Here is a 12,336-nt window from a genome sequence, read left to right as displayed (position 1 = left end):
GGATTAACAGGATGATGCAGACGAAGAAATGGGTTTCTTTGCTTATGATGCTTACGATCGTTGGTGTTCTGTTTGCAGGATGTAGCGGAGGTGCTAATGAGGCACAGCCACAGCAAGGCAATGCGGACAAAAAAACAGAGGGAAATGAAGCAAGTGCACCTGTTACGGAGGGCGTTATTAAAGCAACTGATCTGTCGCAAAACCCTCCGGGAGCGACTAATCGGAAAGATAACATTGTGGTAGGTATGACATCACCTAAAGGGGTATTTAATCCGCTATTCTGGCAAACGACTTACGATCTATATGTAGTCAGAACAGTATTTGACTCCTTCTTACAGGTGAAGGCAGATGGTACATATGAAAATAGTTTGGCTGACAAGGTTGATGTATCGCCGGATGGTCTAAAATATACATTCCATCTGAAACCAGGTGTGAAGTATAGTGACGGCACCCCAGTAACCGTGAAGGATTATGCTTTTGTACTCAAAGTGCTGCATGATCCGAATTATGATGGAGAAACCGATGTATTGTCTTTTAAGATTAAAGGCGGTAAAGAATATCACGATGGCAAAGCAAATGATATCTCGGGGATCAAGGTCATTAATGATAATACAGTAGAGGTCACCGTTACAGAAGCAACAGCGTATACAAAGGATTTTCTGGGTGAGCAATACTTCATGCCAGAAGCTTATTATGGAAAAGGGTTCAAAAAGGGTAACTTGGACAGCATCAAGGCGCTTAATAATAAGCCGATCGGCTCTGGTCAGTATGTACTGAAGAGCTTCTCCCCAGGTCAACAAGTCGTTCTTGAAGCGAATCCAAACTACTTTAAGGGCGCACCAAAGGTGAAATCAGTTATTTTTAAAACAACAACAGAAGAAACGAACCTGTCTATGCTGCAAACAGGTGAAACGGACATGGATAACATCACAGTTACGGAAGACAATGTAGAGGAATTAAAGGCGTTGGGCTTCTTGGACGTGAATATTATGCCGACAAACGGCTATGGATATATTGCGTTTAATCACAAGGAAAAGAAATTTCAGGACCCTAAAGTACGTCAGGCTCTGACCATTGGCTTGAACCGCAAGGAGATTGTGCAGGGCGTGTATGGTCCATATGCGAATGTTATTAACATTCCACAATCTACAGAATCTTGGTCTTATACGGATGAAGGTATCAACAAATATGAATTTGATACAGCTAAGGCGAAGGCTTTGCTAGATGAGGCAGGCTGGAAGGTTGGTGCTGACGGAATTCGCGAAAAGGACGGCGAAAAGCTGACCATTAACTTCTCTGCGACTGCTGATAATCCAGTAGTAGAGGCCTTGCTACCGATCATGTCCAATAACTATAAGGAGCTAGGCATCAAGCTGACTTCCGAAACTTTAGATTTTAACGCCATTATGGATAAGAAGGATACGGGCAAGTTCGATATGTTCTTCGCGGCTTGGGGCTTAACTCCAGACCCGGATACAACGACTTTTATTACGAATGGTGCGCAAAATGATATCGGCTATTCCAATAAGAAGGTCGATGAACTAACGCTGGCTGGTAAGCATGAGCTGGATCAAGAGAAACGCAAACAGATTTACAAACAGCTCTATCAAGAGTTGAACAAAGATCTGCCAACTATTTTTATGTACCAACGCAGAGATATGTGGCCAGTTAATGGACGTGTAACCGGCTTGGAAATTACACCATACAAAGACTTTGAATTCACTCTGCATAACGCTCAGATCGCTCAATAAGGGTTGCCAATCGTATGCTCAGCTCTCACGAGCTGGGCATATCACTTTATTCGTCTGGAGGAATGAATATGAAGCAGTACATTATTCGAAGACTGCTGCAACTCATCCCCACACTTATTGGCATATCTATTATCGTATTTGCGATTTCAGCCATGGTGCCGGGTGATTATATTACAGCCAAGCAGAACCCGAATATGACCGCCGAAAAGGCGCAGCAGCTACGACATATCTACGGGCTGGATAAACCGGAATACCAACGCTATTTTATATGGGCCGGTAATATGTTAAAGGGGAATATGGGGGATTCATTACAGCATAAGCAGCCGGTAACGAAGGTCATTGGCAATTATGTATGGAACTCATTTATTATCGCTTTTTTTAGTCTTATTTTTAGCTGGTTGATTGCGGTTATTGCAGGGGTATTTTCAGCCAAGTTCCAATATTCGCTATTCGATAAGTTTGTCACATTATTTATTTTCTTATGTATGTCGCTGCCTTCATTCTTTATTGGTCTATTGGTCATCAAAATATTTGCCCTGGAGTGGGGGGTTCTCCCGGTTGGGGGCATGACCACAGCAGGGATGGAGCCAGGCTCATGGGCTTATATGGTGGATGTTCTCAAGCATATGTTCCTGCCGACACTCGTACTTACGATGCTGAGCACAGGAAGCCTGACTCGGTATTTCCGTACAGGCATGTTGGAGGTCATTCGTCAGGATTATATTCGTACCGCACGCGCCAAAGGCTTGAAGGAACGGACAGTTATTTTCAAGCACGCACTGCGCAATGCACTGATTCCAGCCATCACACTACTCGGCTTCGAGCTTCCGGCCTTATTTGGTGGAGCGATGATTCTGGAGAAGGTATTTGTGTGGCCAGGTGTGGGTCAGGTTTATCTGGAGTCGATTAGTATGCGGGATTATCCGTTTATGTTGGGCTTCACGATTTTCTTAGCGTTACTAACGCTTATCGGTAATTTGCTCTCTGATGTATTGTATGGCATGGCAGATCCAAGAATTCGCTTGAAGTAGGAGGGATACTATTGTCCGCAGAAACAGTCACGATTGAAACGAATCAAAAGGCGGCGATCCGTCCTGAAGCGTCTCCATGGAGAATCGCCGTTCGCCGTTTTAACCAAAACCGTCTGGCTTTGGCTGGTCTCGTTATATTAATTTTGATGGTTGTCATTTGTAGTTTTGGACCGATGATTTCACCTTATCATTTAGATGATTACAGGCTAGCTGACAAAAATTTATCGCCTAATGCTAAGTACTGGCTTGGTACAGATAAGTTTGGTAGAGATATTTTGCTGCGTACGATGCTGGCCGGCCGTATTTCCTTGACGGTGGGACTAGTAGCTACGTTTATTTCGGTCATGATCGGAGCGACGTTGGGTGCGCTGGCAGGGTTTTATCGTAAAGGCGTGGATACGGTTATTATGCGGATTGCCGATATTTTCATGGCACTCCCTACATTACCGCTGCTTATTATTTTAGGTGCTGTTCTGTCGGATTTGAAGGTTGATCCGTCGAATCGCATTTATTTTCTGATGCTCATTATCGGGGTCCTGAGCTGGACTAGCTTGTCCCGTCTGGTCAGGGGGCAGATCCTTACGCTGCGTGAACAGGAGTTCATGCAGGCGACGGAAGCGCTAGGCTTGAGAGACCGTCGCAAAATATTCCGACATTTACTACCGAACACGATTCCTACCATTATTGTTACGGCTACGCTTGGAGTAGCGGGTGCGATTATTACAGAATCTGCACTCAGTTACTTGGGAATCGGTGTTGTGCCGCCCACACCTTCGTGGGGGAACATGATATCGGCTGCGAATAACCTAATTGACTTCCGCAAACGGCCTTGGATATGGGTTCCACCGGGAATGTGTATTCTCATTACAGTTGTAGCGATTAACCTGATTGGCGACGGTTTGCGCGATGCACTGGACCCTAAAATGAAGAAGTAGGAGACGAACGTTTATGGAAAATGCTTTGATTGAATTTCGTAACCTGAAAACCCACTTTCATACCTCTAACGGAACTGTCAAAGCGGTCAATGACGTCAGTTTTAAAATTCGTGAGGGTGAAACGCTCTGTGTGGTAGGAGAATCTGGCTGCGGTAAGAGTGTAACAGCGATGACGATGATGCGGTTGATTGATTCTCCCCACACCTCAGACGGACAAATCTGGTTTGAGGGCAAGGACCTCCTAAAACTCAATAAAGGTCAAATGCAGCAGATTCGCGGCAATGACATCTCGATTATTTTTCAGGAGCCCATGTCTTCTCTGAATCCCGTGCTTACGATTGGGGAACAGATCACGGAGCCATTGCTGATGCATACATTAATGAGTAAAAAAGAAGCACATGCTCGGGCAATTGAACTGATTAATTTGGTGGGGATTTCGCGGTCGGAAGAAATATTTCATTCCTATCCTCATGAATTGAGTGGCGGTATGCGCCAGCGGATCATGATTGCCATCGCATTAAGCTGTAATCCGAAGCTATTGATAGCGGATGAACCAACAACGGCACTGGATGTTACGATTCAGGCACAGATTCTGGATTTAATGCGGGATTTGAAGGATAAGCTTAAAACCTCCATTATGCTCATCACGCACGACTTAGGCGTTGTGGCAGAAATGGCTGACTATGTGGTCGTTATGTATGCTGGAAACGTCATTGAAGAGGCGCCTGTCATTGAGCTGTTTAAAAATCCGCAGCATCCATATACTCAAGGCTTACTAAAGGCGAAGCCCGTCATTAATCAGAAAATGGATCGACTGTATTCCATCCCAGGACAGGTTCCAAATCCAATTGAGCTGGGAGAAAATTGCCATTTTCATGATCGATGCTCCCATTGTATGCAAATTTGCAAGGATCAGGCTCCTCCTTTGAATGAAAAGGAGAATGGTCATAAGGTTGCCTGCTGGCTATATGAGAAAGAAGGAGGGCAACGGATATGAGCGAGCCTTTGATTCAAGTGGAAGGGCTGAAAAAGTATTTCCCGATCACAGGCGGGATTTTTCAGCGTACTGTCGGACATGTGAAAGCAGTCGATGATGTATCCTTTAACATTCATAAGGGTGAATCCTTCGGTCTGGTAGGAGAATCGGGTTGCGGCAAAAGTACGATTGGACGTACGATTCTCAGATTGATGGATAAGACAGAGGGATCGGTACGATATAAAGGCGAGGATTTGCACGCGTTAAACAAAGAGCAGATCCGTGCGCTTCGTCCGAAGTTGCAAATCGTCTTTCAGGACCCTTTTAGCTCACTGAATCCGAGAATTAAGGTCGGTGAAGCCATTGGAGAGGCATTGCTGGATCATGGGTTGATTGATCGTAGTGAGCTGCGGAAGAAGGTCAATGAAACGCTGAACATTTGCGGGCTGTCCTCGTATCATTATGATCGGTATCCGCATGAGTTCTCTGGCGGCCAGCGTCAGCGGATCGGGATTGCACGGGCTTTGATTTTGAATCCTGATTTTATTGTGGCTGACGAGCCGGTATCTGCTCTGGATGTGTCTATTCAGGCCCAGATCATTAACTTGTTAAGTGATTTGCAGCAGGAACGCCAATTGACCTATCTGTTCATCTCGCATGATCTTAGTGTAGTCGAGCATCTGTGTAGCCGGATTGGTGTGATGTATCTGGGTTCAATGGTAGAGCTTTCCTCCAAGGAGGAACTGTTTAGTAATCCACTTCATCCGTACACGAAGGCGCTGTTATCGGCAGTACCGATTCCCGATCCCACGATCAAGAGACAACGGATTGTGTTGAAAGGAGACATCCCATCTCCGGCCAATCCGCCTTCAGGATGCAAGTTTCATACACGTTGTCCTATGGCAGAAGCACGTTGTAAAACAGAGATTCCGGTATACCGCGATGCGGGCGATCAGCATTTTGTAGCCTGTCACTTTGCCTAAAATATAATAATTAGGACAGCAAAATATCCGTCATCCTGAAGCAGAATTGACGGATATTTTGGCGTGAAATAAAAAAGGTAAAAAAATTGTATCTTTTTTTCGAAAAATTGCAGACAAAATGGATTTTTCATCGTCTAATAAAGTATGGAGGTTATTACGATGATGAAAAAACATTGGTTACGTTGGGCTATTGTCGTCCCGGTACTTATTATATTGATTTTTATTACGCTTGGACCCCGCCTGTTGATCGGAAAGCCGAATGTGGATGCACAGGCTGCGGTGCTGATGGACATGCATACTGGGGAATTACTGATGGATGTGAACGGTGATACGCCTATGCCTTCCGCAAATATGTCCAAGCTCATGACTGAGCTATTGGTGCTGGAGGATATTCGGGCCGGACGGTTAGGCTGGAATGATGAAGTGCGAATTAGCCGTTACGCGAGTACGGTGGGCGGTGTGAATTTGTCCCTCCGGTATGGTGAAAGGATGACCGTATCCGAATTGTTCCAGAGTATGGTTGTGTATTCAGCGAATGATGCCGCTGTCGCGTTAGCGGAGCGTTCAGCAGGGAATGAATCAGCTTTTGTGAGGCGTATGAATGGAAAGGCTGCCCAAATTGGGTTGTCATCCGATAGTCGCTTCAGCAATGCCTCTGGGGCAGGTCAGAGTGAATTGGGGCCGAATCACCCTGAGGATATCCAGGGAGAGACGAAAATGACAGCAAGCGACACGGCGAAGTTGGCTTCCTATTTGATTACGTCACACCCGGAGATTTTGAGAACGTCCAGTCGTACGCAGATGGAGTTGAAGGATAAAGGCATCTACATTAGTAATACGAACTGGATGCTGCCTTCCTTGGCTGGACCGTACTCTTATGCAGGAACGGACGGACTGAAAGCAGGGTACACAAGCGATGCTGGATACTGCTTTACAGGTACAGCAGAGCAGCATGGAAGACGGCTAGTTGCTGTGGTGCTGGGTGCACCGAGCAAGGAAGAGCGTTTTGAGCAGACACGGAAGTTGTTCGATTATGGTTTTTCCCTGTCGACTTCTTTCCCGGTGCGACTGCAAAATTTGGTGAAACTGGCTCCACATTAAGGCAAAAAATGACTTTGAAAGCTACATAGGATACGAATATAAACATGAATTGGGGCTTTGACCGTGAGGTTGAAGCCTTTTTTGGTATGAATTCGAGGAGCTGACCACGCCATGACACTTTTGACAACAAGGTAGCAGACCTTTTATGCTTTGAGGGGAAGTTTTCGCTTCATGTGGGACCAATTCGGTTTAATGAAGAGATGGGATTTGTGACGGAAAGAAGGAAGGTACCTGTTATGGAGAGAAGACATAAGAGAAGGACCCGTGGAAAGCCCAAAAAGAAAAAGAGGTTTACCGCTCTATATATTTCATGTATTGTTTTATTTTTGATTGCAGTGGGAGGCTACCTGTTCCGCAAACAGTTGACATTGGTGGCTTTTGATTGGTTTGTATCACCGACGTTGGAAAGCAAGCTGGAGAAATCCTATCAGCCGCGACAATCCGGGGAACAGCAGCAGCAAGAGACAGTAGCTTACCGTAAGGAACCCTTTTCGGTGCTGTTACTGGGTACAGATGAAAGGCCCAATGAAAAGGCGCGTGGTCGTTCGGATACGGTTATGTATGCAGTAGTACGGCCCGCGGAATCGCGTGTGCTTTTGGTTTCCATTCCAAGGGATACCTACGTACAGATTGCCGGACATGATCCGAATCGCGATGGCGAGGATGATTTTGATAAGTTGGGGCATGCTTATGCGTTCGGAGGCGAAGATATGTCCATGGCTACAGTTGAGAAGTTGATGGAGCATAAGGCCGATTATTATGCTACGATTAATTTCCAGGGTATCCAGGAGGCGGTGAATGCAGTGGGTGGAGTTGTGCTTCCTATCGACAAGCCCATTGAGAATAAGAACCCGCTGCATATCAAGTTCCGTATTGAGGCGGGCAAGCCGCTTTATAATGGTGAGGAAGCCATGTATTATGTTAGATATCGGGAAGATAGCGACTTCAACCGTACCAAACGGCAGCAAATATTTTTGAACGCTATGGCGGATAAGCTGCTGAATATCAACGGAATTACCAAGATCCCGGAGCTGCTCGATATTATGGGAGCCAAATTTTAAAACCGATATGGAACCTACTTTTATTACTGGGCTTGGCAAGCAAGCTATTTCGCAGGGAAATCCACAAATTTCAAGTTTTACGATTACGGGGGAAGGGTTCAAGAAGAAGGGCCTGTATTATGACCGGCCTAATGAACAGGAACTTGAATATGCCAGACTCATGATTGCCAACTGGCTAGATTCCGATACAACCCCGCAGACGCTGAGGCTTCCCGACAAGCAGGACATTCAGTGAATAATCAATTGATTTATATTTGATTTTGAGGGGGATTCGTTTCTCATGAATATCGCTTTTTTCTTGCTTCCCAAACAGGAAGTTGCTTGTGTAACGGCGGATGCTACTTTACGGCAAACGTTGGAACGGATGGAATATCACCGTTTTACAGCGGTTCCTATTTTGGATAAGGAAGGTAGATATACAGGTACGGTTACAGAAGGTGATCTGTTGTGGCATATGAAAGAGTCCGAGGGGAAAATCACCTTTGAAAACGCTTCTAAGTTTATGCTTAAGGACGTTCCGTTGCGGGTTACGATGAAGCCCGTGTCCATTGACGCTAACATGGAGGATTTAATTAATTTGGCTAAGGTACAGAATTTTGTGCCCGTCGTAGATGATATGGAACGGTTTATTGGCATTGTACGTCGCAGCCAGATTATTGAGTATTGTGAAAAATTTGTGTCCAGGGAATCGCTTAATACTTCAAGCTAAAATAAGCAGCAAGGCTGCTCCGAAAATAACGATTTACCCTATGGGGTAACAGTTATTTTCAGAATAGGATATGCTATAATGGAGAATAAAGCTTTTTCAGAGGGGTGTGACTCTTCATCATATGCCTAAAGAAATGGATGTAGTTAAACGAGCCAAGGTTATTGAATGGCTTAAAACAGAGGTGCTTGACCAAGTTTCCCGTCTGTTTAAGGCGATGTGGGAAGGCAGTACAGCCCGCATTGGTGATTGTTTGGCGAGTTTGGTGATGAGCAGCTATATTTTGGGGAGGCGCCTTGGAGTGTCTTACCGTGAATTGGATGATCTACTCATCGACAAGCTAAGAAAGCACAGAAAAGAAGGACACCAGCTGGAGGATTGGTATCAGGACATTTCCGCACTGGAAGAACATATGCGTAAGAGGTGAAAACGTTGAAATTCCGCTTGGCAACTGTAGCATGGAGCGTCATTTATTTGCTTCTGCTGCTGACTCTATTGACACCATTAAGAATCATTACCGTATTTTTGCTGATTGTGCCTGGCGCTGTATTGTTTTCATCGCTGCCTTTCAAAGGATTTCTGGTTCACGTCATACCGGTGCTGTTCATTATAGCGCTACTCGATGTGTATTCGCTGCTCCCTGCGATTTATTTTTTGATTCCTTCAATAATGATGGGACGGATATATAAAAAGGGAGGACCTGCTTTTCAGGCGTTGATGACCGGAATGGGCATTATTTTAGCCGAGTTGTTGGTTGTTCTGTTTATCGCTACGTATTCTTTTGGGTTTGATCTTTCGCAGTACCTTCGTGATCAGGCCGCGATATCGGCAAGTATAGTACAGCAGGTTTTGAGTGCTAATCCGATGTTTTCGAACATGAATTGGACAGCGGAGGATACGCAGAAACTCGGTACAATGCTGATTGGAAAAATTCCGTATGTGCTGATCATGACCTCGTTCATATTGGCGGTGATTACGCATGCTTTGGCACGTCCGGCATTGAGCAGTCTCGATGTACCGGTACGCAAAATGAAGCCTGCTCGCGAGTGGAGGCTACCGCGCGCGCTGATCTGGTATTATCTGCTGGCAATTGTAATTGAATGGATAGCAGGGTCTTCCGATAGCAGCTGGATTCAAATGGTTTCCATTAGTATGCTACCGCTGATTCATGCATGTTTTATTATCCAGACGATTGGTTTTGTATACTTCTGGACGCATAGCCGTAAAATGAGCCCGGTGATTGCGTTGCTGCTGTCGCTCGTCGTTCTGGTGTTCCAGCCGCTCCGCATTATAGGTATTATTGATTTGGCCTTTCCGCTGCGTGAAGCAATTACAAGATCAAAGAAATAGGGTGAACAGTCATGCCTAAATTTCTACAAAAACGCTGGCACGGTTATCAGACGGTCTGGGCGTTTTTACTGCTGCTGGTGCTTGTCATATGTATTTCCATGTACAACTGGGAACTGGGTGTGATAGGACTGCTGCTGTCATTCTTGCTCGGCGGGCTGATGCTGAAGACGGAATTGGATTTTCGTCGGGAGCTGAATCAATATATCAGCGGTCTTTCCTTCCGGATCAAGCGGGTGGAAGGGGAAGCGATTAGTGCATTGCCGTTCGGCATCATTTTATACAGTGAAAATCGAACGGTAGAATGGCACAATCGGTTTGCCGGGGAGATGTTCGAGGAGCAATCACTGATTGGTGAGTCTCTTCAAGATTTGTTCCCTCAACTCGCAGGTGCTCTAAGCACCAAGAAGGAACCAAAGGAGCCTGCTCGTGAGCTGAAGGTGGAGCTACAGCATGATGAGCGTCATTATCAGTTTCTGATCGTGCCCGATGAGCGTCTGATATATTTGTATGAAGTCACGGAGTTGGCGGTGCTACGCAAGCAGTATGAAAACGAGCGGTTGGCGCTCGGTATCGTCATGCTCGATAATATGGACGAGGCTGCTCAGGGGATGGATGATCAGCAACGCACCGCGCTTATTGCGAAGGTGTCAAGCGAGATTACATCCTGGGCTAATCAGTACAATATTTATTTGCGTCGATTATCTTCTGAGCGTTATCTCATTATGCTAAATCATAAAGCGCTTCAGGAGCTGGAGCAAAGTCGATTCGTCATTCTGGATACCGTAAGGGAAATGACAGCGGATTTGAAAGTACCGATGACACTGAGTATTGGCTTGTCCTTCGGTGCAGAGAGCATCAAGGAGCTAGGCGAGCTGGCCCAGTCCAGTCTGGATATGGCGCTTGGACGTGGGGGCGATCAGGCAGCAGTGAAGGCGGGACAACGCCTGTCCTTCTACGGAGGCAAGTCCAATGCTGTCGAGAAGCGGACCAGGGTACGTGCCCGAGTCATTGCACATGCATTGCGTGATCTGATGCAGGAGAGCGACCGCGTGCTGATCATGGGACATAAAATACCGGACATGGATGCAGTGGGAGCGGCCATCGGTGTGTGGAAGGCTGCGGCGCTTTACAATGTAGAGGCACATATCGTGCTGGATAAATCCAATCCGTCTATAGACCGAATGATGGAGCAGGTAAACAAGGATGAGAAGTTATCGCAAGCGCTCATGACGCCAGAGCAGTCGCTCCAGCTAATGACTGAGCACAGTCTGCTGGTCGTGGTGGACACGCACAAGGCCTCAATGACGATTGAGCCGCGTCTGGTGCAAACGGCCAGCCGGGTGGTGGTTGTCGACCATCATCGTCGGGGCGAGGAATTTATTAACGATTCGGTTCTGATCTACTTGGAGCCCTATGCGTCATCGGCCTGTGAGCTGGTGACCGAGCTACTGCAATATATCCATGAGAAGGTCCAACTGACACCGCTGGAGGCAACATCACTGTTGGCAGGGATTACGGTGGATACCAAGCATTTTTCCCTGCATACAGGCTCGCGTACATTCGAGGCAGCCGGCTTTTTACGACGTAGCGGGGCAGATACAGTTATGATCCAGCGCATGTTAAAAGAGGACCTGGATGAATATATTGCTAAGGCGGAAATTATTAAGCATGCTAAAATGATATATGGGCATATCGCAATTGCGGTGACAGAGCCCGGACAGAAAATACCGCAGCTCCTGATTGCTCAGGTGGCGGATTCATTACTCAATATGACGGATGTACTGGCCTCCTTTGTGGTCAGTGAACGTCCTGACGGCCTGGTGGGGATCAGCGCCCGTTCACTCGGACGCATGAACGTACAGGTCGTCATGGAACGGCTAGGCGGCGGAGGACATCTGACGAATGCGGCGGTTCAGCTGGATTGCCCGCTGGAGGAAGCTAAGCGCAGAGTGGTCGACGTGCTGGCCGAAATTGATGGGGAAGAGGGGTTATTTGAATGAAAGTGATATTCATTAAAGATATGAAGGGCCAAGGGAAGAAGGGGCAAATTAAGGAAGTGTCGGACGGTTATGCAGCGAATTTCCTGTTGCCGCGTGGTGTTGCCCGTCCAGCGACAGAAGGAAACATGAAGACGCTGGAAAATCAGAATGCTGCGGAGGAAAAGCGTAAGCAAGAGGAAAAGGAAGAGGCGCAAGCGCTCGGCAAAAAGCTGGAAGAGACAACGGTTCAGCTCAAGGCGAAGGCTGGTGAAGGTGGACGGCTGTTCGGCGCGATTACAAGCAAGCAAATCGCGGAGGCAGTAGCTAAAACTGGCATCAAGCTGGACAAACGCAAAATTGAGTTGGAAGAACCGATTCGTACGTTGGGCGTGACTCAAATGACCGTTAAGCTTCATCCTGAGGTCAAAGCTACGCTGAAAGTACAGGTGACTGAAGAATAATT

General features: G+C 46.5%; 11 protein-coding genes and 1 pseudogene. All 12 read left to right on the top strand.

All coding sequences use genetic code 11. The features are described 5' to 3' along the window. The first annotated feature begins 11 nt into the window (after positions 1-11). Positions 12-1,751, top strand: a complete 1,740-nt coding sequence (locus T3H97_RS26265; protein WP_328801367.1) for an ABC transporter substrate-binding protein — start codon at positions 12-14, stop codon at positions 1,749-1,751. A gap of 68 nt (positions 1,752-1,819) precedes the next feature. After that, positions 1,820-2,782, top strand: coding sequence for an ABC transporter permease (locus tag T3H97_RS26260; RefSeq protein ID WP_250241375.1), 963 nt, complete (start codon positions 1,820-1,822; stop codon positions 2,780-2,782). Between the two features lie 11 nt (positions 2,783-2,793). Next, a complete protein-coding gene (gene opp4C / locus T3H97_RS26255; RefSeq protein WP_029518954.1) occupies positions 2,794-3,717 on the top strand; it encodes an oligopeptide ABC transporter permease in 924 nt (307 codons plus the stop codon). A 13-nt stretch (positions 3,718-3,730) separates the two neighbouring features. Further along, the gene (locus tag T3H97_RS26250) at positions 3,731-4,714 is read left to right on the top strand and encodes an ABC transporter ATP-binding protein (RefSeq protein WP_023991142.1); all 984 of its coding nucleotides are present in this window, start codon (positions 3,731-3,733) and stop codon (positions 4,712-4,714) included. After that, the gene (locus T3H97_RS26245) at positions 4,711-5,676 is read left to right on the top strand and encodes an ABC transporter ATP-binding protein (protein WP_013312795.1); all 966 of its coding nucleotides are present in this window, start codon (positions 4,711-4,713) and stop codon (positions 5,674-5,676) included. Before T3H97_RS26250 ends, T3H97_RS26245 begins: the two co-directional genes overlap by 4 nt. Positions 5,677-5,835: 159 nt before the next feature. Beyond that, positions 5,836-6,777 (top strand): D-alanyl-D-alanine carboxypeptidase family protein, encoded by a 942-nt coding sequence (locus tag T3H97_RS26240; RefSeq protein WP_328801366.1) that lies wholly within the window; start codon positions 5,836-5,838, stop codon positions 6,775-6,777. Positions 6,778-7,013: 236 nt separating this feature from the next. Next, positions 7,014-8,073: pseudogene (locus T3H97_RS26235) on the top strand (LCP family protein). A gap of 45 nt (positions 8,074-8,118) precedes the next feature. Continuing rightward, positions 8,119-8,547: a CBS domain-containing protein gene (locus T3H97_RS26230; RefSeq protein ID WP_013312792.1), complete on the top strand. Its 429-nt coding sequence runs from the start codon at positions 8,119-8,121 to the stop codon at positions 8,545-8,547. Positions 8,548-8,668: 121 nt separating this feature from the next. Continuing rightward, the gene (locus T3H97_RS26225) at positions 8,669-8,971 is read left to right on the top strand and encodes a MazG-like family protein (protein ID WP_013312791.1); all 303 of its coding nucleotides are present in this window, start codon (positions 8,669-8,671) and stop codon (positions 8,969-8,971) included. A 5-nt stretch (positions 8,972-8,976) separates the two neighbouring features. Then, positions 8,977-9,894, top strand: a complete 918-nt coding sequence (locus T3H97_RS26220) for a DUF2232 domain-containing protein (protein ID WP_190298343.1) — start codon at positions 8,977-8,979, stop codon at positions 9,892-9,894. An 11-nt stretch (positions 9,895-9,905) separates the two neighbouring features. Next, the gene (locus T3H97_RS26215; RefSeq protein WP_103049716.1) at positions 9,906-11,894 is read left to right on the top strand and encodes a DHH family phosphoesterase; all 1,989 of its coding nucleotides are present in this window, start codon (positions 9,906-9,908) and stop codon (positions 11,892-11,894) included. After that, positions 11,891-12,334: a 50S ribosomal protein L9 gene (gene rplI / locus T3H97_RS26210; RefSeq protein WP_013312788.1), complete on the top strand. Its 444-nt coding sequence runs from the start codon at positions 11,891-11,893 to the stop codon at positions 12,332-12,334. The genes T3H97_RS26215 and rplI overlap by 4 nt, the downstream gene beginning before the upstream one ends. Positions 12,335-12,336 lie beyond the last annotated feature (2 nt).

Origin of the sequence: Paenibacillus sp. LX16 (assembly GCF_036252815.1) — a bacterium.
In the GTDB taxonomy this organism is placed as follows: Bacteria; Bacillota; Bacilli; order Paenibacillales; family Paenibacillaceae; genus Paenibacillus; species Paenibacillus polymyxa_B.
This window is presented reverse-complemented; position numbering and strand designations above follow the sequence as displayed.